The organism is Arthrobacter sp. YAF16 (assembly GCF_052113385.1).
Lineage (GTDB): Bacteria > Actinomycetota > Actinomycetes > Actinomycetales > Micrococcaceae > Arthrobacter.
On the sequence record NZ_JBFRDC010000001.1, the window covers coordinates 993975 to 1017721 of the forward strand.

The 23747-nt window shown below is 66.1% G+C and carries 22 protein-coding genes; all 22 read left to right on the forward strand.

Translation table 11 applies throughout. The features are described 5' to 3' along the window. The 22 genes from thrB (at position 1) to AB4Y91_RS04790 (ending at position 23668) form a co-directional block, all read left to right on the forward strand. Complete coding sequence (gene thrB, locus AB4Y91_RS04685; RefSeq protein ID WP_441417345.1) at positions 1-987, forward strand: homoserine kinase; 987 nt, start codon at positions 1-3, stop codon at positions 985-987. 309 nt (positions 988-1296) lie between these two features. Next, positions 1297-3408 carry a transcription termination factor Rho gene (gene rho / locus AB4Y91_RS04690; protein WP_441417346.1) on the forward strand — a complete coding sequence of 704 codons (2112 nt, stop codon included), beginning with the start codon at positions 1297-1299 and terminating at the stop codon, positions 3406-3408. A 233-nt stretch (positions 3409-3641) separates the two neighbouring features. Next, positions 3642-4715 carry a peptide chain release factor 1 gene (gene prfA, locus AB4Y91_RS04695; RefSeq protein ID WP_441417347.1) on the forward strand — a complete coding sequence of 358 codons (1074 nt, stop codon included), beginning with the start codon at positions 3642-3644 and terminating at the stop codon, positions 4713-4715. Positions 4716-4749: 34 nt separating this feature from the next. Continuing rightward, on the forward strand, positions 4750-5661 hold the full coding sequence (gene prmC / locus AB4Y91_RS04700) for a peptide chain release factor N(5)-glutamine methyltransferase (RefSeq protein WP_441417348.1): 912 nt from the start codon (positions 4750-4752) through the stop codon (positions 5659-5661). Further along, positions 5658-6449 carry an L-threonylcarbamoyladenylate synthase gene (locus AB4Y91_RS04705; RefSeq protein ID WP_441417349.1) on the forward strand — a complete coding sequence of 264 codons (792 nt, stop codon included), beginning with the start codon at positions 5658-5660 and terminating at the stop codon, positions 6447-6449. Before prmC ends, AB4Y91_RS04705 begins: the two co-directional genes overlap by 4 nt. A 1-nt stretch (position 6450) precedes the next feature. Beyond that, positions 6451-7359: a glycosyltransferase gene (locus tag AB4Y91_RS04710; protein WP_441417350.1), complete on the forward strand. Its 909-nt coding sequence runs from the start codon at positions 6451-6453 to the stop codon at positions 7357-7359. 6 nt (positions 7360-7365) lie between these two features. Continuing rightward, complete coding sequence (locus AB4Y91_RS04715) at positions 7366-8340, forward strand: glycosyltransferase (RefSeq protein WP_441417351.1); 975 nt, start codon at positions 7366-7368, stop codon at positions 8338-8340. 101 nt (positions 8341-8441) lie between these two features. After that, on the forward strand, positions 8442-10310 hold the full coding sequence (locus tag AB4Y91_RS04720) for a polysaccharide biosynthesis protein (protein WP_441417352.1): 1869 nt from the start codon (positions 8442-8444) through the stop codon (positions 10308-10310). Next, positions 10307-11332, forward strand: coding sequence for an MraY family glycosyltransferase (locus AB4Y91_RS04725; RefSeq protein WP_441417353.1), 1026 nt, complete (start codon positions 10307-10309; stop codon positions 11330-11332). Before AB4Y91_RS04720 ends, AB4Y91_RS04725 begins: the two co-directional genes overlap by 4 nt. An 80-nt stretch (positions 11333-11412) precedes the next feature. Beyond that, positions 11413-11907, forward strand: a complete 495-nt coding sequence (locus AB4Y91_RS04730; protein WP_441417354.1) for a hypothetical protein — start codon at positions 11413-11415, stop codon at positions 11905-11907. Beyond that, positions 11891-12244 carry a hypothetical protein gene (locus AB4Y91_RS04735; RefSeq protein ID WP_441417355.1) on the forward strand — a complete coding sequence of 118 codons (354 nt, stop codon included), beginning with the start codon at positions 11891-11893 and terminating at the stop codon, positions 12242-12244. Before AB4Y91_RS04730 ends, AB4Y91_RS04735 begins: the two co-directional genes overlap by 17 nt. A 91-nt stretch (positions 12245-12335) precedes the next feature. Beyond that, positions 12336-13136, forward strand: coding sequence for a F0F1 ATP synthase subunit A (gene atpB, locus AB4Y91_RS04740; RefSeq protein ID WP_175322872.1), 801 nt, complete (start codon positions 12336-12338; stop codon positions 13134-13136). An 80-nt stretch (positions 13137-13216) separates the two neighbouring features. Further along, positions 13217-13435, forward strand: a complete 219-nt coding sequence (gene atpE / locus AB4Y91_RS04745; protein ID WP_003804776.1) for an ATP synthase F0 subunit C — start codon at positions 13217-13219, stop codon at positions 13433-13435. 53 nt (positions 13436-13488) lie between these two features. Continuing rightward, positions 13489-14040, forward strand: a complete 552-nt coding sequence (locus tag AB4Y91_RS04750; protein ID WP_175322873.1) for a F0F1 ATP synthase subunit B — start codon at positions 13489-13491, stop codon at positions 14038-14040. Beyond that, complete coding sequence (locus AB4Y91_RS04755) at positions 14040-14864, forward strand: F0F1 ATP synthase subunit delta (RefSeq protein ID WP_441417356.1); 825 nt, start codon at positions 14040-14042, stop codon at positions 14862-14864. Before AB4Y91_RS04750 ends, AB4Y91_RS04755 begins: the two co-directional genes overlap by 1 nt. 87 nt (positions 14865-14951) lie before the next feature. Then, positions 14952-16589 (forward strand): F0F1 ATP synthase subunit alpha, encoded by a 1638-nt coding sequence (gene atpA, locus AB4Y91_RS04760; RefSeq protein WP_441417357.1) that lies wholly within the window; start codon positions 14952-14954, stop codon positions 16587-16589. Positions 16590-16665: 76 nt separating this feature from the next. After that, complete coding sequence (locus tag AB4Y91_RS04765; RefSeq protein WP_441417358.1) at positions 16666-17559, forward strand: F0F1 ATP synthase subunit gamma; 894 nt, start codon at positions 16666-16668, stop codon at positions 17557-17559. A gap of 82 nt (positions 17560-17641) precedes the next feature. Further along, positions 17642-19096, forward strand: a complete 1455-nt coding sequence (gene atpD / locus AB4Y91_RS04770) for a F0F1 ATP synthase subunit beta (protein WP_138768903.1) — start codon at positions 17642-17644, stop codon at positions 19094-19096. A 1-nt stretch (position 19097) separates the two neighbouring features. Continuing rightward, positions 19098-19382, forward strand: a complete 285-nt coding sequence (locus tag AB4Y91_RS04775; protein ID WP_104172348.1) for a F0F1 ATP synthase subunit epsilon — start codon at positions 19098-19100, stop codon at positions 19380-19382. Between the two features lie 10 nt (positions 19383-19392). Next, positions 19393-19824 (forward strand): DUF2550 domain-containing protein, encoded by a 432-nt coding sequence (locus tag AB4Y91_RS04780; RefSeq protein WP_441417359.1) that lies wholly within the window; start codon positions 19393-19395, stop codon positions 19822-19824. Positions 19825-19829: 5 nt separating this feature from the next. Then, entirely contained in the window at positions 19830-21179 is a 1350-nt protein-coding gene (locus AB4Y91_RS04785) for an alpha/beta hydrolase (RefSeq protein WP_441417360.1), read from the forward strand. After that, positions 21161-23668, forward strand: coding sequence for a bifunctional lysylphosphatidylglycerol flippase/synthetase MprF (locus AB4Y91_RS04790; protein ID WP_441417361.1), 2508 nt, complete (start codon positions 21161-21163; stop codon positions 23666-23668). The genes AB4Y91_RS04785 and AB4Y91_RS04790 overlap by 19 nt, the downstream gene beginning before the upstream one ends. Positions 23669-23747 lie beyond the last annotated feature (79 nt).

Below are 23747 nucleotides of genomic sequence, written 5' to 3' on the forward strand. Positions count from 1 at the left end.
TTGGAAACCACCCTCACCGTCCCGGCCGAATCTCCCGCCGACATTCCGGCGGTTCCGGCCGGGCAAGTGGTCACCGTCCGGGTCCCGGCCACCAGCGCCAATCTCGGCCCGGGCTACGACAGCCTGGGCCTGGCCCTGTCGCTGCACGACACGCTGACGGTGGAGACCCTCGAGAGCGGCGAGCTTGAATTCGAGCTCAGCGGCGAGGGCGCGGATACCCTGCCCCGCGATGCGAGCCATCTGGTGGCCAAGGCCCTCACGGAAGCGCTGCACCTGCTGGGCTTCCGCCACGAGGGGTTGCGGATCACCGCGGACAACGTCAACCCGCACGGCCGCGGCCTCGGATCCTCGGCCGCCGCCGTGGTTGCCGCCGCCAGCGCCGCGAACGCCCTTGTCCCGGCGGCATCGCGGCGCGGCAAGGATTGGATCCTGCAATTCACCAGCCGGCTGGAGGGCCATCCGGACAACGTCGCACCCGCCCTTTTCGGCGGACTGGCGCTGTCCTGGCAGGACAGTGACCAGTACAGCAGCACCTGCGCGACGGTCGACGCCGGCATTGTCCCGGTCGTCGCGGTGCCGGACTTCGAGCTCTCCACCGAGGCCGCCCGGGCGTTGCTTCCGGCCTCCGTGGGGCACCACGCCGCCGCGATGAACTCGGGCCGCGCCGCCCTCCTGATCCACGCGCTGACGCAGAAGCCTGAATTCCTGCTGCCCGGCACCGAGGACTACCTGCACCAGAGCTACCGGGCGCAGGCCATGCGGCCCAGCGCGGAGCTGATCGCTGCGCTGCGGCGCGCCGGCCATGCCGCCGTCGTCTCCGGCGCGGGACCCACCGTGCTGGTCCTGGCCGCGGGGGAAGAGGAAGCGGCCGACGTCGTCGAGTTCATCGGAGCTTTCACCGCGGACAACACGCCGGAGGTCGCCTGGCGTGTGATGAAGCTGGCTGTAGACACTGAGGGTGCTAAAGTGGAAGTGCACCGGCGGTAATCACGCAAGCTTTTTATAAGACCGCGATGTTGGCCAAGTTGCCCTCTCTCATCTTTCACTGCGCAATATTTTCCGGTGCCACCTGCTTTCGGTCTGACGCAGGAAGCTGCAGAATTCCTCTGTACCCCTGAAGTGTCAGCCGGCCGTTCCTCAATTTCGGGGCGTGTCTTGGTGTAGCAGTAACCGGCCCTGCCGGCCGAAATCCAACCGGCAAGGCCGAAATCCCGGCTGCAGATCTGAACTGCAGCCCAGATCAAATCACCGCGTCCAGCTCCTAGCCTGGACGCCGTCGAGGGGGAAGGATCCTTCGTGACCGAAACCACTGAGCTGTCTTCAGCTGTGGAAACATCATCTTCTGCTGCCGCAACGGCAGCACCCGCCAAGAGCAGCGGCCTCGCCGGCCTGAAGCTCGCCCAGCTCCAGGCCCTGGCCAGCCAGCTGGGGATCTCCGGCGGCTCCCGGATGCGCAAGGGTGATCTGGTGACCGCCATTTCCGCCCACCGTGCCGGTACCCCGGTCAGCAAGGCACCCGAACGCGCCGCCGAAAAGGCGAGCGACAACGGCTCTGTTGCCCACGCCTCGGCCCCGGCCGTGGCTCCCGCAACTGACGGAGCCGAGGCTCCGGCCCAGGAAAACCCGCGGGCCCGGACCCGGGGCCGCAGCCGCCGCGCAGGCAGCGACGGCGTCATCACCACCCCTGCTGCTGAGGCACCCGCCGCCGCGGTAGAGGCGCAGTCCGCCGCTGCCCCGGCGCAGGCACCGTCCGCCCCGGCAGAGCAGGGCACTGAAGGCAGCGACCGCACCCGCCAGCCGCGGACCCGCAACCGCCGCCGCGGCGAGGCAGCAGCCCAGGCCACCGGCCAGGGCGAAGCCAAGCCGGCAGCAGCCGTGGAAGCCCCGGCCGAGCAGGCCCCGGTCGAACAGCGCCAGGAACGCCAGGCCGAACAGGGCAGCGACGACGGCCAGCGCCGCGACAACACCCGCGGCCGTGGCAACCGTGAGGACAACACCCGCGACAACACGTCCGGCACCCGCGAAAACACCCGCGACAACACCCGCGACAACGACGATTCCGACGGCGGCAGCCGCCGCAACCGCCGTAACCGTCGTGACCGCAACGATCGCAACGACCGCTCCGGCGGCCAGGACAACCGCGACAACAACCCGCGCAACGACCGTTTCCGCGACCGCAACGAACGCCGCCGCGGCCGTTCCCAGGGACCCGACGTCGACGACGTCGAGGTCACCGAGGACGACGTCCTGCTGCCCGTTGCCGGCATCCTGGACGTGCTGGAGAACTACGCGTTCATCCGCACCTCCGGCTACCTGCCGGGTCCGAACGACGTCTACGTCTCGCTCGCCCAGGTCAAGAAGTACAACCTGCGCAAGGGCGACGCCGTCGTCGGCGCCATCCGCGCCCCGCGTGAAGGCGAAGACCGCAGCAACCAGCAGTCGGCCCGCCAGAAGTTCAACGCGCTGGTCCGCGTCACCTCGGTCAACGGCAAGACCCCCGAGGAACTCAAGGACCGCGTCGAATTCGCCAAGCTCGTCCCGCTGTACCCCTCCGAGCGCCTGCGCCTCGAGACGGACCCCAAGAAGATTGGCCCCCGCGTCATCGACCTGGTCGCCCCGATCGGCAAGGGCCAGCGTGGCCTGATCGTCTCGCCGCCGAAGGCCGGCAAGACGCTCATCCTGCAGTCCATCGCCAACGCCATCACCACCAACAATCCTGAGGTCCACCTCATGATGGTGCTCGTTGACGAACGCCCCGAAGAAGTCACCGACATGCAGCGCACGGTCAAGGGTGAGGTCATTGCCTCCACCTTCGACCGCCCCGCCGATGACCACACGACCGTGGCCGAACTCTCCATCGAGCGTGCCAAGCGCCTCGTGGAAATGGGCATGGACGTTGTGGTCCTGCTGGACTCGATGACCCGACTGGGCCGCGCCTACAACCTGGCCGCGCCCGCCTCTGGCCGCATCCTGTCCGGCGGTGTCGACTCCGCCGCGCTGTACCCGCCGAAGCGTTTCTTCGGTGCAGCCCGCAACATCGAAAACGGCGGCTCGCTCACCATCCTGGCCACCGCGCTCGTCGAGACCGGGTCCAAGATGGACGAGGTCATCTTCGAAGAGTTCAAGGGCACGGGCAACATGGAACTGCGCCTGTCCCGCCAGCTCGCGGACAAGCGCATCTTCCCGGCCGTGGACGTCAACGCGTCCGGTACCCGCCGCGAAGAGAACCTGCTGTCCCCCGAGGAAGTCAAGATCATGTGGAAGCTGCGCCGTGTCCTCTCCGGACTCGAAACGCAGCAGAGCCTTGAGCTGCTGACCAACAAGATCCGGGAGACCCAGAGCAACGTCGAGTTCCTCATGCAGGTGCAGAAGACGACGCTTGGTGCGAAGTCCGATAACGACAAGTAGCTGCATTAACCGCTAGATTCTGGCGGTCCCGCGCGCTAACGCCGCACGGATTTTCCGCCCCCGCCCCTCCGCCGGGTGGCGTTCGATCTACGATCGCACGCCACCCGGCTCCGGCAGGCCCGAAGCCACTCCCGGGGCGGAAAAATCCGTGCGGCTTCGTCGTTAAGTCGCCAGCCGCGGTCCAGTTTTGTTGTCGTAACTAGACTTGGTTCCAAGTCGAAAGAGGTTTTGAAATGTTTGAGTCCGTACAGGGGCTGTTGGATGAGCATGCTGCTATCCAGGCCCAGCTTGGGGATCCTGCTGTTTATGCTGACCAGAAGCTGGCCCGGAAGCTGGGGCGGCGGTCGGCGCAGTTGAACGGCATTGTGGAGGCCTACCACCGCTGGGAAAGCATCAGCGATGACCTGTCGGCCGCGAAGGAAATGGCCGGCGAGGATCCGGAGTTCGCCGCTGAGGTGCCCGAGCTTGAGGCTGCCCTGGAGACGGCCGCGGCCAAGCTGCGCCGCCTGCTCATCCCGCGCGACCCGGACGACGCCCGCAACGTGATCCTTGAGGTCAAGGGCGGCGAAGGCGGCGACGAGGCCGCGCTGTTCGCCGCGGACCTGCTGCGCATGTACAGCCGTTACGCGGAATCCCGTGGCTGGAAAACCGAGATTATCTCCGCCACCGAATCGGACCTGGGCGGCTACAAGGACGTCCAGATGGCCGTCAAGGGGAACTCCAACGATCCCGCCGAGGGCGTGTTCGCGCGGCTGAAGTTCGAAGGCGGCGTGCACCGGGTGCAGCGCGTGCCGGTGACCGAGTCCCAGGGGCGTATCCACACTTCGGCGGCCGGCGTCCTGGTGCTCCCCGAAGTGGACGAGCCCGAAGAGCTCGAAATCAACCAGAACGACCTCAAGATCGACGTCTACCGTTCCTCCGGCCCCGGCGGCCAGTCGGTCAACACCACCGACTCGGCCGTGCGCATCACCCACCTTCCCACCGGGATCGTGGTGGCGATGCAGAACGAGAAGTCCCAGCTGCAGAACCGTGAAGCCGGCATGCGCGTGCTGCGCGCCCGCATCCTGGCCCACCAGCAGGAGCAGATCGACGCCGAGAACTCGGCCCAGCGCAAGTCGCAGATCCGCACCATGGACCGCTCCGAGCGCATCCGGACCTACAACTACCCGGAAAACCGGATCGCCGACCACCGCACCGGCTACAAGGCGTACAACCTGGACCAGGTCATGAACGGCGACCTGGAGCCGGTGATCCAGTCCGCCATCGAGATGGACGAACAGGCCCGCCTCGACGCCATCGGCGACTAGTACGGATCGTCCGCCCCGATGACACCTGAGCCTGATGACTTCTGATGCTGCGCTGAGCCTCGCCGACACCGTCCGCGAGGCCACGGCCGTGCTGGCCGCCGCCGGCGTGCCGAGCCCGAAGGTCGACGCCGAACTCCTTGCCGGCCACCTGCTTGGCGTCGGCCCGGGCCGGCTCCGCGCCATGGTCCTCGGTGACACGCCGGCGCCGGCAGGCTACGCCGAGCTGGTGGCCGAGCGCGCGCAGCGTATCCCGTTGCAGCACATCACCGGCGTGGCGCACTTCCGCTACCTCGAACTGGCCGTCGGGCCCGGCGTATTCATCCCGCGTCCGGAAACGGAATCCGTCGTTCAGCTGGTAATCGACTGGCTGGCGGCCCGGTCCGAAGACACGGAACGGCTGCACGGGCGGCCCAAGGTCGTCGACCTCGGAACCGGGTCGGGGGCGATTGCCGGCTCGATCGCGCATGAGGTTCCCGACGCCGAGGTCCACGCCGTGGAGTTCAGCGAGTTTGCGCACGCCTGGGCGGCCAAGAACCTGCTGCCGCTGGGCGTCCACCTGGTGCGCGGCGACCTGCGGGACGCGTTGCCCGAACACAACGGCAGCTTCGACGTCGTCGTGTCCAACCCGCCCTACATCCCGGCCGAAGCGGTACCCAACGAGCCCGAGGTGGCGCTGCATGACCCGCCCGAGGCGCTCTATGGCGGGGGAGCGGACGGCATGGAACTCCCGACGGCGGCGGCGGCCTCCGCGGCCCGGCTTCTCGTGCCAGGTGGCTACTTCGTCATGGAGCACGCCGAGGTCCAGGCCGGCTGGATCGCCGCGATGCTGGAGCGTTCCGGACACTGGTCCGGAGTGACGACGCACCTGGACCTCAACGGACGCGAACGCGCCACCAGCGCCGTCCGCAAACCCGAGGCCGTCAGTGATGAAAGGATAGGCCAGTGACGACTAGCTACGATTGCGCGGACGCGGAGCAACGCGCCGCAGGACTTGAACACGCCCAGCGGGCCATCCGGGAACACAAGTGCGTGGTCCTCCCCACCGACACCGTGTACGGCATCGGCGCCGACGCGTTCTCGCCGCAGGCCGTGACGCTGTTGCTCGCGGCCAAAGGCCGGAGCCGGCAAATGCCGCCGCCCGTACTGATCCCCAGGCTGAACGCCCTGGACGGCCTGGCCACCGATGTGCCGGCCGAGGCCCGCCGCCTGGCCGAGGCGTTCTGGCCCGGGGGGCTGACCCTGATCCTGCACGCACAGCCCTCGCTCGACTGGGACCTTGGCGAAACCAAGGGCACAGTGGCCCTCCGCCTCCCGGACGACGACGTCGCCCAGGACCTGCTTACCCTCACCGGACCGCTGGCGGTCTCCTCCGCCAACCGCACCGGCCAGGCCGCCGCACAGAGCGCCGCCGACGCCGAGGCGCAGCTTGCGGAGTCGGTGGAGGTCTACCTCGAAGGCGGGCACCGGCCGGTCGAAGGCAACGGGGCCGAGCCGTCCACGATCATTGACGCCACGGCCCTGCCGCTGCGCGTGGTCCGCCAGGGCGCCATCAGCCTTGAGCGCCTGCGTGAAGTTGTCCCGGATGTGCTCGGGGCCGGCGAACAGCCGGCCGCCGAAGCGGAGCCGGATGCCGAAGCGGAGCCGGATGCCGAAGCGGTGCCGGCTGACGCCGCGACCGGGGAGGCACCCGGCCACACTGTCCCCACCGCCTCCGACGACCCTCCGAGGAACTGACATGCAGCCCAAAGTCGCCGTCGCGGCCGTAACCTTCGACCGGCACGAGGAACTTGCCCTCCTGCTCAAAGGCCTTGCCGCGCAGACTGCGCCGATCCACTCGATCGCGCTCGTGGACTCCGGCACCGTTCCGGCCACCGAGGTCGTCGCCGCCGGGGGAGCGAACATCAACTACCTGCGCTCCGAGGCAAACCTCGGCGGAGCCGGCGGCTTTGCCTACGCGATCCTGGCCGCCATGGCCAGCGGCGCCGAGTGGATCTGGATGATGGATGACGACGGCCACCCCGAGGACGGCAACTGCCTCGCCGGGCTGCTGAAGACGGCCGAGGAACACCAGCTCGACATCGTCAGCCCGCTCGTCGCCGCCACCGCAGACCCGAACCGGCTGTCCTTCAACTTCCGGATCAACGGCCTGCTGACCAATGACCGCGCCAAACTGGCGCCGATGGGCTACCTGCCGGACATGGTGCACTTCTTCAACGGGGCCCTGATCCGCACCGAGGTCTTCTACAAGATCGGCATTCCGGACGTGAAGTTCTTCATCCGCGGCGACGAGGTCGACTTCCTCTCCCGGGTGAAGAAGGCCGGCTTGAAGTACGGCACGCTGGCCACCGTTGCCGTGCAGCACCCCGCCACCTGGACCGAGATGAAGCCCGTCTTCGGCGGGTTCATCACGCCCGTCATCCCGGAAGGCGAGTTCAAGCGCTACTGCTATTTCCGCAACCGGGGCTACCTGACCCGCAAGTACCGGAACCTGCGCTGGTTCGGAGCTGACATGGTCGGCTTCCCGTACTACTTCCTGAAGACCGGGGACCTGAAGGGCCTGGCGCACTGGTTCGGTGCCTATTCCACCGGTTTCCGCGGCAAGGGCTTCGGCTCTCCCGCGCAACTGATGTCCACCAACAGCTAGGCTGCCGTGGAGAACCTGTACGCCGTCGTCGTCACTTACAACCGTGCCGACTTCCTGCAGAACCTGCTCGGTTCCTTCGCCCGCCTCAGCACCCCGCCGGTGCGGATCATCGTGGTGGACAATGCCAGCAGCGACCACACAGCCGAGGTCGTCTCCCGGGCCAGGTCAGCCGGCGGCCCGCCGATCGAGTACGAACGGCTGCCGGAAAACGTCGGCGGCGCGGGCGGCTTCTCCCGCGGCGTCGACCTGGCGCTGGAAGCCGGTGCCGGGTGGCTCTGGCTGATGGACGACGACGTCGAGGTCCTCCCCGGAGCGGTGGAGGCGCTGGAGAAGTTCACCCCGGAGTATTCCTGCCTGATCGGCCGCCGCTACGACGCCAACGGCAAACCCTTCTTCTGGCAGCACCACTTCGTCGAGGCGCTCGGCGTCTTCCTCCCCGTCTCGCGCGATGTCTTCAAGCATTCCGAGGTCTTCCGCACCAATGTCGGAAACTTCGAAGGCATGCTGATCAAGGCCTCGGTGGCGCGGACCATCGGGCTGCCTGATCCACGCTTCTTCATCACCTGGGACGACCTGATCTACGGCTGGCTCGCCGCGCAGCAGACACCGGTGGTCTACGTCAACGCCTTCGTCATCAAGAAGGTACGCGCGCAGCGCCAGGTGGACCTGGGCCTGCGCCACCTCAATGACTCCAGTGACCTCAGCCGACGCTACGTGATGCGCAACCGCGGGCACGTCGCGCAGTACCTCCGGGCCTACGGGAAGTTCAGCCGGCTCGGTTTTGGGGCCGGCACGGCACTGACCTTCCTGAAGGAAATTGCCCGCCTGGTGCTCGTCGAGCGGACCCTGAAGGGGACCGGCGCGCTCTGGCGAGGATGGCGCGAATCGCGCGCCATCCTCGCGGACCGCAGCTGGAAACCGATGCCGCCGCTTTTGCCGGCCGGGGCAGCTGACTCAGGCAGCGGAGCCGAAAGAGATTAGTATCGTTTTAGGCTCCGCCGCTGTCCGACAGTTTTGCGGCGGGGTATTTTTTGAAACAGGCGCATGGCCGCCGTGGTAGTGGAAGTCGGTTGCAATCTCTGTTGAGTACGAAATCTGAAGCGCGCGGATCTGCCGCAGCACGGGAAGAGAAGCCCGCCCTCTGGATCTGGATCCAGCTGTTCCTCGACTCCATGTCCTGGATCGTGGCGGTCGTCCTGGCGCTGCTGCTGCGCTACGAGATGGGTATCCGGGCGGAACAGTTCCTGGGCGCCTTTTTCATCGCTGCCCTCGCCGTCATCGCGCAGATCGTCGCCGGCTACGCGCTGGCCCTCTACCGGGGCCGGTACCCCTTCGGCAGTTTCCAGGAGGCGCGGGCACTGGTCTTCGTCACCGTGATTGTGGCCGCCTCGATCACCGTGACGCTGCTGGTGCTGTACGGGGCCATCAACATCGGCCGCAGCGTGGGCCTGATCGCCTTCCCCTTCGCCTGCCTCTTCATGGGCGCGGCACGCTACGCCAAGCGGCTCTACGTCGAGGGCAAGACCCGGCCCGGCGACGAGGCGCAGAACACCCTGATCTACGGCGCGGGGTTCCTGGGCAACTCGCTGCTGACCCGGATGCTGCAGGACCCGGATTCCCCGTACTTCCCGGTCGGCTTGATCGATGACGACCCGGCCAAGAAGCACCTGCGGCTCTCCGGAGTCCAGGTCCTTGGCAGGGGAGAGGACCTCCCGGCGATCATCCGCAGGACCCGCGCAAGGGTGCTGGTCCTGGCGTTCGCCAATGTCGAGGCCGCCGTCGTGCGCCGTATCTCGGACGCTGTGGCCGGCATGAATATCCGTGTGCTGGTGTTGCCTCCGCTGCGCGACATGCTCGGCGGCGGGGCGCCCGACGGGTTCTCGGACTTCCGCGACGTGGCGGTCGAAGACCTGATCGGCCGCCGGCCCGTCGACATCAAAGTCGACGAAATCGCCGGGTATATCAAGGGCAAGCGGGTGCTGGTGACCGGCGCGGGCGGCTCAATCGGTTCGGAACTCTGCCGCCAGATTGTCCAGTTCGCCCCCGCGGAACTCATCATGCTCGACCACGACGAGACCGGGCTGCAGCAGACACAGATCTCCATCACCGGCCGGGGGCTGCTGGCCGGCCGCGACACGGTGCTGGCCAACATCCGCGACGGCGAAGCCCTGCAGGACATCTTCGAAGACCGCCGGCCCGAGGTCGTGTTCCACGCCGCCGCCCTGAAGCACGCACCGCTGCTGCAGCAGTACCCCGTCGAGGCCTGGAAGACGAACGTCTGCGGTACCCTGAACGTGCTGCGCGCCGCCCGGCACGCCGGTGTCTCACACTTTGTGAATATCTCCACCGACAAGGCAGCCAACCCCACCACCGCCCTGGGCCACTCCAAGCGCGTCGCGGAGAAGCTGACCGCCTGGATGGCCGGCCAGACCGGCAGCAAGTTCGTATCCGTCCGCTTCGGCAATGTGATGGGCAGCCGCGGCTCAATGCTCCCGCTCTTCACCGAGCAGATCCGCGTCGGGGGCCCGGTCACCGTCACCGATCCCGAGGTCACGCGGTTCTTCATGACGATTCCCGAAGCCTGCCAGCTGGTGATCCAGGCCGGTGCGATCGGCTCGGGCGGCGACGTGATGATCCTGGACATGGGCGAGCCCGTGAAGATCCTCGATGTCGCCCAGCGGATGATCGCCATGTCCGGCAAAAAGGTCGATATCATCTACACCGGCCTGCGGCCGGGAGAAAAGCTGCATGAAGAGCTCGTCGGCACCGGCGAACTGGACCAGCGTCCCCTGCACCCGAAGATTTCGCACACCAAGGCCACCGAGCAGGATCCGGCCAAGCTGGACCTGAACGTCTGGCTGGCCCGCTGCGAGGCCGAGCAGGGCATTAACATCGCCGACATCCCGGACGACGAGGCCGATGAAGCGGGCTCGATCCGGGTCGCGTCATGATGCCGCTCGCCATCCTGGCCGGAATCACCCTGCTGGCCAGCCTGCTGCTTCCCTTCGCGGTGAAACCGTGGCTGGTCCGGATGGGCGTCGTCGACATTCCCTCCGCCCGCTCCTCCCACCATAAAGCGACCATCCGGGGGATGGGGATGGCTGCCGCCCTGGCCACCGCCGTCGGCTACCTCGCCGCGGTGCTCCTAAACCTCGTCACCGTGGACCGTTCGGTTTTCGCGGTGGTGCTGGGGATCATTGCGGCCAGTGCCGCCGTGGGCTGGATCGAGGATCTGCGCGGTCTGTCCATCGGGGCACGCGCCGCCGCCCAGCTGGGAATCGGTGCCGCCGGCTCCGCTGCGCTGATCGTCCTGACGTCGCAGTCGTTCTGGTGGCTGCCGCTGGCTGCCGTGGCAATCGCGGCCTACGTCAACATCGCGAACTTCATGGACGGGATCAACGGGATCTCCGGCCTGCACGGCGTCACCGCTGGCGGCGCCTACGCGCTGGCCGGCATGCTGGCCGGACAGCCCTGGCTAACCGCCGGGGGCACGGTGCTCGCGATGGCCTTCCTTGGCTTCCTGCCCTGGAACCTCGGCCGTGGTTCGGTGTTCCTGGGCGACGTCGGCAGCTATCTCCTCGGCGCCTCGATCGCGGCCCTCGCCGTGGCGGGCTTCCTAAGCGGCGTCTACGTCGAATACGTCCTCTCGCCGATCCTGGTCTATGCCGCGGACACCGGCTATACCCTGCTGCGCCGGATCAAGGCGGGGGAGCGCTGGTACGCGTCCCACCGCGAGCACGTTTACCAGCGGCTCACCGACGTCGGCTTCTCCCACCTGCAGGCGGCAGCCGTGGTCACGGTCTGCACCATCGCCGTCATCGTCCTCGGTTTCGTCGCCGCCACGGCCCCGCTGCCCGTCGTCGCCCTCTGCGTGGCCGGCAGCCTGCTGGTGCTCGGACTGTATCTGGTCTCGCCGGACCTGATCCGTCGGTTCCGGCACCGTCCCAAGGTCACCCGCATCCCGGTGGCCTAGCCCTGTTCTATCTCGTGTAGAATTCAGGGGCGGCTTGTCGCCGCGTTCCTGCCCTTACCCCCTGCGACGATTGGGATCCCATGAGCTCCAACGCCGAGTCCGGACGCACGTCCGGCAGCGGCTCCGTTGGCGGCTCCGGTCCCACCAGGTCGCTGTGGCTGAAGCTGCTGGCCCTCAGTTCGGCGGCGGCGGGGGCGGCCCTGCTGCTGACCGCGGTCCTGGCCTTCGCCTTCAACGGCGGCTACGGTGCCTTGTCCAGCCTCTTCGGCGGCGCGCTGGTGATGGCGTTCTTCGCGATCAGCCTGGCGATCGGACATTTTGTCGGCCGCAACAACCCGTCCGGAGCCATCGGCATGTTCGTTGCCACCTACTTCGTGAAAGTGGTCGGCTTCGCCGTGGTGCTCTTTGTCCTCGGAGCGCCGGCCTGGCTGCACGAACGCTGGTTCCTGATCGGCGCCGTCGTCTGCGTGGTCGCCTGGCAGGCGGCGGAGATCATCGGGTTCGGCAAGGCACGGCTGCAAATCTACAACGACCCTGACCCGCAGGAAGGCGGCACCCATGCCCAGCCGCGATGATGCAGGCAACAACGAAGGTAAGAACCTTCCCAAAAACCAGGCCCGGACCCCCAAAACCACAGGTGGCGCCCCCGGTGTCTCGCAGGACGGCAACGACGGCGGATACAACGCCGGAATAGCCGTCTTTAGCTACATTGTTGGCGGAATCATCGTCTGGAGTTTGATAGGGTGGGGTCTGGATAATCTGTGGGGAACCCGCTGGATTGTGCTCGCAGGCGCCCTGCTTGGAGCTGCGGGAGGGTTCTATCTTTCTCATATGCACGGTCTCACCAGTCACCGGAATTCGGCTGGCGGAGACGGCGCTGCAGGTGGCCCGTCGAAGGACGCGGAACAGTAATGCCAAAAAATTTCACAGGGGGAATGGCTGACAGAAATGCGGCCGCTCCCCGCCCAACGCCCAATGATGGACACTGCAGAGAGGAAACGCGTTGATCGCGCTTGCGCTCCCGGCCCAAGATTCAGGAGAGTTCACTCCTCCTGGAATTGAACAATTGCACCTGCCGGCTATCCTGCCCTGGGGTCAAGCCGAAGGATTCTCCAAGCAGATGCTGCTGGTGATCCTCTCGGTCGTCATTATCGCCACATTCTTTGTGATTGCTGCGCGTAAGCAGCAGCTCGTTCCCGGCAAGCTGCAGTTCGCAGGCGAGGCAGCCTACGGCTTCGTCCGCAACGGCATCGCCAAGGACATCATCGGCGGCAAAGACTTCATGAAGTACGTCCCGCTGCTCTTCAGCCTCTTCTTCTTCATCCTCGTGAACAACATCTACGGCGCGATCCCCGTGATCCAGCTGCCGAGCTTCTCGCACGTCGGCGGCGCCTACGTGCTGGCAGCGATCGTGTACATCACCTGGATCGCCATCGGCGTCAAGAAGAACGGCCTGAAGTACTTCAAGCTGGCCACCGTGCCGAGCGGCGTACCCATCTACATCCTTCCGATCGTTATCCCGATCGAGATCATCTCCAACTTCCTGGTCCGGCCTGTCACGCACAGCCTCCGTCTGTTCGCCACCATGCTGGCCGGCCACCTGATCGTGATGATCGCCGGTTCCGGCATCGAGTTCCTCGTCATGCAGGAGAACGTCCTGCTGAAGGGCGCCTCCGTGCTTGTCCTGGCCGGCTCGATTGCGATGTACATGCTGGAGGCGCTGATCATGGCGCTGCAGGCGTACGTCTTCACGCTGCTGACCGCGATCTACATCGAAGGCGCACTGCACGCCGACAGCCACTAAGGCACCCACAAACTTCCCCTCGCGGGGATGAAGCAACCCAAACAACCTGCCACACGGGTGGCATCTTGAAAGGAAGAAAAATGGAAGGCTCCATCAACGGCTCCCTCAACCTCATCGGCTACGGCCTCTCCGCCATCGGCGGTGGTATCGGTGTGGGTCTCGTGTTCGCTGCTTACATCAACGGTGTGGCACGTCAGCCGGAAGCACAGCGCGTCCTGCAGCCGATCGCATTCCTCGGCCTTGCGCTGACTGAAGCCCTCGCCATCCTCGGCCTGGTCTTCGCATTCGTTCTCAAGTAAACCTTCAGAACCCAGCGAACATCCAGAACCGAGTAGATAAGGACGGGTGAAATATGAAGCAGCTGATCATCTCAGCCGCCACCGAGGGCGAAACCAACCCCCTCGTTCCCAATATCTGGGAAATGTTTGTCGTCCTCGTGGGCTTTGCTGTCCTCCTGTTCATCGTGACTAAGTACGTCGTCCCGATGTTCGAGAAGAATTTCGCAGAGCGCGCCGAGGCCATTGAAGGCGGCATCGCCAAGGCCGAAAAGGCGCAGGCAGAGGCTTCTGCAGCACTCGAAGAGTACAAGCAGCAGCTCACCGACGCCCGCACCGAGGCCAACCGCATCCGCGAGGAAGCCCGCGCCGAAGGCGCCCAGATCCTGGCGGATCTGAAGGAGAAGGCAGCTGCTGAGTCTGCCCGCATCACCGCCCAGGCACACGCGCAGATCGAGTCCGAGCGCCAGGCGGCCGTTGTGTCGCTCCGCGCCGAGGTCGGCACGCTGGCTACCACGCTGGCAGGCCGCATCGTCGGCGAGGCGCTCAGCGATGACGCGCGTTCGGCCCGTGTGGTTGACCGTTTCCTGGCAGATCTGGAGAACCAGAACGCAGGTGCAGCTAAGTAATGGCAGGTGTATCGAGCGAATCGCTGACCGCGGCACTCGTCGCGTTGGAAGCCAAGCTTCCCAACGCGTCGCTGCAGTTGGCTACGGAACTCTTCGGAATCCTGGGAACGGTGGACAGCTCGGCTGGCTTGCGCCGTGCCCTGACTGACCCGTCCCGCAGCGGTGACGAAAAGTCGGCGCTGGTCAAGCAGCTCTTCAGCGGCAAAGTCTCCGCTGATGCTGTGGAGATCGCAAGCGGGCTGGCCAGCTCACGTTGGGCGTCGGCTCGTGACATCGGCGATGCACTCGAGACTCTTGCCGCTTCGGTGGTAATTGCCGTTGCTGAAAACAAGTCGGCCGTCTCTGCCTCGGGCATTGGCGGACTGGAAGCGCTGGAGAACGATCTGTTCTCCTTCAACCAGGCCGTCGATTCCAGCCACGAGGTGCAGCGTGCTCTGTCCGAGCCGCAGGCGAGCCAGGCTGCCAAGGTTGCCCTCGCCGAAAAGCTCGTGCCCCGCGCCAGCGTGGAAGCGAAAGTCCTCATCGGACAGGCAGTTTCGCAGCCCCGCGGCCTCAAGGTCACCAAGCTCGTCAGCCGTTTTGCCGAGCTTGCGGCCAAGCGCCAGCAGCGCTGGATTGCTACCGTCAGCGTCACCCGTCCGCTGACGGAGACCCAGACCAGCCGTCTGCAGGCAGGGCTCAACGCCCTGTACGGCCGTGAGCTCAAGATCAACATGAACGTTGACCCGGCACTGATTGGTGGCCTGCGGATCCAGATCGGCGACGAAGTGGTTGACGCTTCGGTTCTCGCCCGTCTGGGCCAGCTCCAGCGTCAGATTGCTTAGTTAGCCGGACAAGCACAACTTACCGACAAGAAACCCCGGTCATCGTGAGCAACGATGATCACGAAAACAGGAGAGCAGGGACTGCAGATGGCCGAATTGACCATCAACGCCGACGACGTCCGTATTGCGTTGAACGAGTTCGCGGCGTCCTACGAACCCGGAAACGCAGAGCGCGTAGAGGTTGGCCGTGTAACGACCGCAGGTGACGGCATCGCCCGTGTTGAGGGCCTTCCCTCGGTCATGGCGAACGAGCTGCTTCGCTTCGAAGACGGCACGCTGGGCCTGGCCCAGAACCTCGACGTCCGCGAGATCGGTGTCATCGTCCTCGGTGACTTCACCGGCATCGAAGAGGGCCAGGAAGTCCACCGCACCGGACAGGTTTTGTCCGTTCCGGTTGGCGACGCCTTCCTCGGCCGCGTGGTTGACCCCCTGGGCCAGCCCATCGACGACCTTGGCGAGATCAAGGCCGAAACCACCCGTGCCCTGGAACTCCAGGCGCCCGGCGTGACCCAGCGCAAGTCGGTCCACGAGCCGATGCAGACCGGTCTGAAGGCTATCGACGCCATGATCCCGATCGGCCGCGGCCAGCGTCAGCTGATCATTGGCGACCGCCAGACCGGCAAGTCGGCCATCGCCATCGATACGATCATCAACCAGAAGGCCAACTGGGCTTCCGGCGATGTCACCAAGCAGGTGCGCTGCATCTACGTAGCCATCGGCCAGAAGGCGTCCACGATCGCGGCTGTCCGCCAGACGCTCGAGGACAACGGCGCACTGGAGTACACGACCATCGTGGCTTCCCCCGCGTCCGACCCCGCCGGATTCAAGTACCTGGCACCGTACGCCGGCTCGGCCATCGGCCAGCACTGGATGTACGGTGGCAAGCACGTCCTCATCGTGTTCGATGACCTCTCCAAGCAGGCTGAGGCCTACCGTGCGGTGTCGCTGCTGCTGCGCCGCCCGCCGGGACGCGAAGCCTACCCGGGCGACGTCTTCTACTTGCACTCCCGTCTGCTTGAGCGTTGTGCCAAGCTTTCCGACGAGCTGGGCGCAGGTTCGATGACCGGGCTGCCGCTGATCGAGACGAAGGCGAACGACGTGTCCGCCTACATCCCGACCAACGTCATCTCCATCACCGACGGCCAGATCTTCCTGCAGTCGGACCTCTTCAACGCCAACCAGCGTCCCGCCGTCGACGTGGGTGTCTCCGTGTCCCGCGTGGGTGGCGCCGCACAGGTGAAGTCCATGAAGAAGGTCTCCGGTACCTTGAAGCTGGAACTCGCCCAGTACCGCGACATGCAGGCATTTGCGATGTTCGCGTCGGACCTCGACGCGGCTTCCCGCCAGCAGCTGACCCGCGGCGCCCGCCTGATGGAACTGCTCAAGCAGGGCCAGTACTCGCCGTTCCCGGTCGAGGACCAGGTTGTCTCCATCTGGGCCGGCACCAACGGCTACCTCGACGACGTTCCGGTTGAAGACATCAACCGCTTCGAGACCGAGTTCCTGGAGCACCTCAAGCACAAGTCCTCCATCCTGACGACGCTGGCCCAGACCAACGTCATGGACGATGACACGGCAGAGGCGCTGAAGACCGCGATCGTGGACTTCAAGAAGGGCTTCTTCGGCGAGGGCGACAGCCTCCTGGTCGGTGCAGGGCACGAGGAGTACGCCCCGATCGACGAGGACAAGGTCGACCAGGAAAAAATCGTCAAGCAGAAGCGCTAGTTTCGCTGGCAGGGACTGCCGGAACCCCAGCGGGTTCCGGCAGTCCCGGCCACCGGGATCTTAGGAAAGGATAAGTATGGGAGCCCAGATCCGGGTCTACCGCCAGAAGATCAGCTCGACGACGTCGATGCGCAAGATCTTCAAGGCGATGGAACTGATCGCTACCTCGCGCATCGGCAAGGCCCGCGCACGCGTAGCGGCTTCACTGCCTTACGCAAACGCGATCACGCGTGCCGTTTCTGCTGTCGCAAGCCAGAGCGAAATCGACCACCCGCTGGTTACCGAGCCGGAGCAGATCCGCCGCGCCGCCGTCCTGGTCATCACCTCCGACCGCGGCCTTGCAGGGTCCTACTCGGCAACCGTGCTCAAGCAGGCCGAAGGCCTCACCGAGTTGCTCCACGAGGAAGGCAAGGAAGTCAAGACGTACGTCATGGGCCGCAAGGCACAGGCATACTTCGACTTCCGTAACCGCCCCTACGAGCGGGTGTGGACCGGCAACACGGACGCACCGCAGTTCGAGACGGCGCGGGAAGTCGGCGAAGCATTGCTGGCAGACTTCGCTACGGCCTACGAAGAGGGCGGCGTCGACGAGATCCACGTCGTTTACACCCGCTTCAAGTCCATGGTGACGCAGGAGCCGACGGTTATCCGCCTGCTCCCGCTCGAGGTCGTCGAAGAGCAGGCCGCCTCCGAGTCGGAGCTCCTGCCGCTTTACGAATTCGAGCCGGAAGCTGAGCAGGTTCTCGATGCCCTGCTGCCGCGCTACATCGAGTCTCGTATCTTCGCCGCAATGTTGCAGGCAGCAGCTTCCGAGCTCGCAGCCCGCCAGCGGGCGATGAAATCCGCCGGCGACAACGCCACGGACCTCATCAAGAAGTACACGCGTCTGCGCAACACTGCCCGCCAGGCTGAGATTACGCAGGAGCTTTCCGAAATCGTGGCAGGCGCCGACGCGTTGAACGCGTCCTAGCCCGCCCGGTCCGGACCCAGCTTTACCTGCACCAAAGAACAAACTTAACCGCCCACGCCATCTACTGAGTGAAGTGAGAGAGATGACTGCCACTGCTACCGAACACGTAGCCGCAACGTCCGGTGCCACCGGCCGTATTGCACGTGTTATCGGCCCGGTTGTCGACGTCGAATTCCCGGCTGACGCAATCCCCTCGATTTACAACGCACTCACCACGGAGATTACTCTCAACGGTGAGACCAAGACCATCACCTTCGAAGTTGCGCTGCACCTCGGCGACAACCTCATCCGCGCCATCTCCCTGCAGGCAACCGACGGCCTGGTCCGCGGCACCAACGTGGTTGACACCGGTGCCCCGATCTCCGTCCCCGTCGGCGACGGCGTCAAGGGCCACATCTTCAACGTGCTGGGCCAGCCCCTGGACGTGACCGAGTCCGAGCTGCAGATCAGCGAACGCTGGCCGATCCACCGCAAGGCACCCGCCTTCGCGACCCTCGAGGGCTCCACCGAGATGCTGGAAACCGGCATTAAGGTGATCGACCTTCTCACCCCGTACATCAAGGGTGGCAAGATTGGCCTGTTCGGCGGTGCCGGCGTCGGCAAGACCGTGCTGATCCAGGAAATGATCACCCGTGTTGCCCGCAACTTCGGTGGCACCTCGGTGTTCGCCGGTGTTGGCGAGCGTACCCGTGAAGGCAACGACCTCTGGGTCGAAATGGAAGAGGCCGGCGTCCTCAAGGACACCGCGCTTGTCTTCGGCCAGATGGATGAGCCGCCGGGAACGCGTCTGCGCGTGGCCCTGTCCGCGCTGACCATGGCGGAGTACTTCCGCGATGTGCAGAACCAGGACGTGCTGCTCTTCATCGACAACATCTTCCGCTTCACCCAGGCAGGTTCCGAGGTTTCCACCCTCCTCGGCCGCATGCCTTCGGCCGTGGGCTACCAGCCCAACCTGGCTGACGAGATGGGCCTGCTCCAGGAGCGCATCACGTCCACCAAGGGCCACTCCATCACCTCGATGCAGGCCATCTACGTTCCCGCAGATGACTACACCGACCCGGCCCCGGCCACGACCTTCGCACACCTCGACGCGACCACGGAACTTTCCCGTGAAATCGCTTCCCGTGGTCTGTACCCGGCCGTTGACCCGCTGACGTCGACCTCGCGCATCCTGGATCCGCAGTACATCGGACACGACCACTACAACACGGCCGTCCGGGTCAAGCAGATCCTGCAGAAGAACAAGGAACTCCAGGACATCATCGCCATCCTCGGCGTCGATGAGCTCTCCGAAGAGGACAAGATCGTCGTGTCGCGTGCACGCCGTATCCAGCAGTTCCTCTCGCAGAACACCTACACGGCGAAGCAGTTCACCGGCGTCGAAGGCTCCACCGTGTCCATCAAGGACACCGTTGAAGGCTTCACGGCGATCTGCGACGGCGACCTCGACCACATCGCAGAGCAGGCGTTCTTCAACGTCGGCGGCCTGGACGACGTCGAGCGCCAGTGGGCCAAGATCCAGGAACAGACCAAGTAATATGGCTGAGCTTGAGGTTGAGATTGTCGCAGCGGACCACTTCGTGTGGTCCGGAGCGGCCAAGATGGTCAAGGCCCGCACCAGCGATGGTGAAATCGGAATCCTGCCCGGCCACTCGCCCCTGCTGGCGATTCTGGCCGAAGGTGAACTGGCGATTGAGCCGGTGTCCGGTGACCGCATTGCTGTAGTTGTCGACGGCGGGTTCTTCTCCGTCGACAACAACAGGGTCGTCATTGTTGCTGACAACGCCCAAATGGGCGACGCGGCTACTGCGGGGATCCGCTAGCCCGACCTTGATGAACGTTACTGGTTTTCCGTTCATCGTCCTGGCAACCGTGTTTGCGTTGCTGGTCTTTGCACTGTGCCTTTCCGGGGTGCGCCGCTTCAATCTGCGGCGCGCCCTGGGCACGGTGGACGCCTCTATCTGCATTGCTGGAAACAGCTGGCAGATGGGGGTTTGTCGTTATCAGGACAACGACCTGGAATGGTTCCGGCTTGCCTCGCTGAGCGTGCGGCCGAAACATACCTTCCGCCGCAGCTCCCTTGAGCTGCTGGGGCGCCGCGAGCCCACCGAAGTCGAACTCGTCAAGGTGCAGCCGGAAACCGTGATCGTCGAACTGCGCTACGAGGGCCGCGACGTGCTGCTCGCGATGAGATTCGATGCCTACACCGGCCTCTCCTCGTGGCTTGAGGCCGGTCCGGTCATCGGCGTCGGCACCTGGCGCTAGTCCAGGTGGGTTTCGCCGAGGGCATCCGGATCGACGACGGCCCGGTCCTATGGGCCGCGTGCGCCGCCGGGGTTGTTGGGATGCTGTACCTGATCCGGCCGCACAGCGGCTGGAAGCGCGCGCCCGGTCGCAAGGCTTGGGCCGTGCCGCCTGCTGCCCTCCTACTTTCCCTCGCGCTGGTGCTCGGCGTTCACTGGCTCCTCGTTTACCCCTTCGCTCTCTTTCCGGACGTGCTCCCGCCCGAGGTCCTCGCCTGGTCCGTCCCGGCCGTCACCGCGCTGCTGCTGGCGCTCCACCGTGGCTGGACCGTGTGGCGGTCCCGTCCACGTCCGGCCCGCCGCCGCAGGGTGGCCGTGACGGCAGCCGCGGCCGCCTTTGCCGGTGTGCTCGCGCTTTCGGCGATCCAGATCAACGCCTACTTCGGGCTGAACCACACCGTGAGCGACCTCACCGGGACCGCCGTCGCACGGATCCCGGCTCTGGAAGCCGGACTCCAGCGCCAGGCCGGGGAGCCCGCCACCGTCGGCCTGGCCGGGTGGACACCGCGGGCAACCCTTCCCGCGGGCGGCCTTGTCCGCAAGGCCTCTATCCCGGGCACCGTGTCCGGCTTCCGCAGCCGGGATGCCTACGTTTATCTGCCGCCCGCCTACCAGGCCTCACCGCGCCCGGCACTTCCTGTGCTGGTGCTCTTCTCCGGCCAGCCCGGAAGCCCTGCCGACTGGGTCACCGGCGGCGCCCTGCGGAGCCGGATGGACCGCTTCGCGTCAGCCCACCACGGAGTGGCCCCCGTGGTCATCGTGGTCGATCCCAACGGCACCCCCAACGGCAACGTCCTCTGCATGGACAGCCAAATCGCGCAGGCGGACACCTTCCTTGCCGAGGATGTGCCCGGCTGGATCCGCGCGACGTTCAATGTGGACCCGGATCCGCGGAAGTGGGCGGCCGGAGGGTTCTCCTTCGGCGCCACCTGCGCCGTCCAAATGGCGACCCGGCACCCTGACGTTTACAGCGCGGCACTGGCGTTTTCGAGCGAGCAGGAGCCCGCCCTCGCCAAGGAGCGGCATAAGACCATCGAGGCGTCGTTCGGCGGCGACACCGCGGCCTTCGAACGGCAGACGCCGCTGCACCTCATGCAGCAGCGCCGCTTTGACGGCAACGCCCTCTACTTCGGAGCCGGCGAGCGGGATCCCGAGTTCATCGAGTACATGGGCGTGCTGGCTGGTGCCGCCCGCTCGGCCGGGTTCTCCGTCGACGAGCAGGTGATTCCACGCACGGGCCATTCCTGGACGGTCGCTGCCAAGGGACTGTCCGCCGGCCTCGACTTCCTGGCCCCGCGATGGGGGATCAAGAAGTGAGGAACGCCATTCGCCGGATCGGGCGTTACCTGCAGGGGATTCCCTTCTCGCTGGCCTTTCTGGCGGCGTTCCTGGGAGTCGGCGCAGCTACCGGCAGTTTCCTGACCGGCCCGCCGGAAGCACTGCTTGAGGCGGCCTCGGTAAGTGCCCCCGGGTTGCAGGGCGGACTGTGGTGGACCATGTTCAGCTCGCTGTTCTTCGCGACCAACCCCCTGGCCTACCTCGCGGCATCGCTGATGGTTCTGGGGCTGCTGGGCCTCGCCGAACGGCAGCTCGGAACCCTGCGCACAGCCGTATTCTTCTTTGCCGGGCAGTTCGCCGCGGTGACGCTGTTCCTGCTCGTCACCCAACTCGCTCTCTTTGCGGGCGACGGCTGGCTCGGCCCGATGGCCGGGGACCGGCTGATCGGCCCGTACGCGGCTATCCTTGCCGTCGCGCTCGCGGCCGGCGCCCTCCTGCCGGCGCTGTGGCAGCGGCGGCTGCGGACCGCCGTCGTCTCCGGGTCCCTGTTGCTCGTTTTGTATGTGGGGCACGCGGAAACGGTGGTGGGCCTGTCCGGCGCCCTGTCCGGACTCATGGCCGGCTGGTGGATCCAGGGAGACAAGGGGACGCTCCACCGCCACCGCTCCACCGGCCGGGAGACCCGCAACCTCCTGGCGCTGACGGTGGCGATTTTCGCCGTGGGCCCCATCATCACGGCCGCGGTGCGAAGCCCCACCGGGCCGCTGGCCCTGCTGCGGGACGTGGTGCTGAATCCGCTGCCCACGCTGAACCAGCTGGAGCAGAACTGCGGAGGCGGCGTCGACATCACCTGCCTCAGCGCCGGGCGGGAGGGGTACGCCGGACCCCTCGGCCTGGCCCTGGCCGTGGTGCCGGTGGTGCTGCTGCTGATTTGCGCCGACGGCATGCGGCACGGGCGCCGGCTCGCACTGCGGATCGCGATCCTGGTGCAGCTGGGTGTTACCGCCCTGGCAGCCGTTTACCTGGCCCTGTTTGCCCGGATTCCGCACTATCCCGGCCGGCCGCACACGGCCGTAATGGGTTCCGGCTTTGTCCACGTCCTGCCACTCGTGGCAGTGCCGCTGGGCCTGGTGCTGCTGCTGTTCGCCAACCGGCGCCTGTTCCGGGTGGAAACCACGCGGCGGGCCCGCCGCATCCTCGCGCTGACGGTGGCGGGGACCTTCCTGGTGCTCGCCGGGGGCTATGGCGCCGCATGGTTTGCCTCGGGCGGGTTGGAGCGCGACGGCGGCTGGCTGGGACTCGCCGCGGAGCTCGCCCGGCAGTACCTGCCGCTGCCCATTCCCGGCATCTACAACCGCGTGTTCCAGAACCGCAACGCGGCCGAGGCTTTCCTGTTCGCCTCCTCCGGCATCATCTTCTGGGTCGTGGCGCTGGCCGGGGTCTGGCTGGTGCTGCTGCGCCGACACCACGGCACGGATGCGGGGGCCGAGGACCGGGAAAGGGCCCGCGGCCTCATCCGGCAAGGCGGCGACTCGCTGTCCTGGATGGCGCTCTGGGCACCCAACACGTACTGGTTTGCACCCGAGGGCCGCGGGGGAGTGGCCTACCAGCAGCACGGCAATGTCGCGCTGACGGTGGCGGGACCTTTCGGCCCGGCATCGCACCGCGAGGAAACTGCCGCGCTGTTCCTGTCCTACTGCACCGAGCATGCGCTGATCCCGTGCTTCTATTCCTGCACGGACGAGCTGTGGCCCCTGCTTCAGGGCCGCGGCTTCCGCAGGGTTGCGGTGGCGCTGGAGACCCGACTGGCGGTCCGCGAACTGGAGTTCAAAGGCAAGGAATGGCAAAACGTCCGGACGGCGCTGAACCGGGCGGCCAAGACCGGCGTCCGTGCGGTCTGGGGCCGTTATCGGGAATTCTCCCCTTCGCTGCGTGCCCAGTTGAGCGAGGTCTCAGAAGAGTGGGCGGCCGGCAAGTCGGTCCCGGAGATGGGATTCACGCTGGGCAGCCTCGACGAGCTCGAAGACGAAGAAGTGCTGTGCTGCGTTGCCGTGGACGCCGAGGACCGCGTGCACGGGGTCACCAGCTGGCTGCCGGTTTACGACGGCGGACGGGTGGTGAGCTGGACGCTGGACGTCATGCGCCGCCGCGGTGACGCCTTCCCCGGCGTGATGGAGTTCCTGATCGCCTCTGCCGTGCTGGAGCTGCGGGACTCGGTGGAAGTGATCTCGCTCTCCGGCTCCCCGCTCGCCAGGGAGGAGGCGCGGGGAGACGTCGACGGAGGGCCGCGCGACAGCGAGGGGCTCGCCGGAATTCTGGACGTGGTGGGCCGTGCGCTGGAACCGGCTTACGGATTCCGTTCCCTGGCCACGTTCAAATCGCGATTCAAACCGGATTACCGCACGCTCTACCTGTACTACCAGGATCCGTTGCAGCTGCCGGCGATGGGGCGCGCTTTGAGCCGCGCTTACCTTCCCGACCTTTCAGTCCGCCAGAGTGCGCGTCTGCTCCGCACGCTGGTGCGCTAATTCGGAGCCGGCGCCATTATCCGCCTGCCGTTTAGGGGAATCCCCCCAAACAATGCTGCCGCCGGAGGGGTCAAACGCA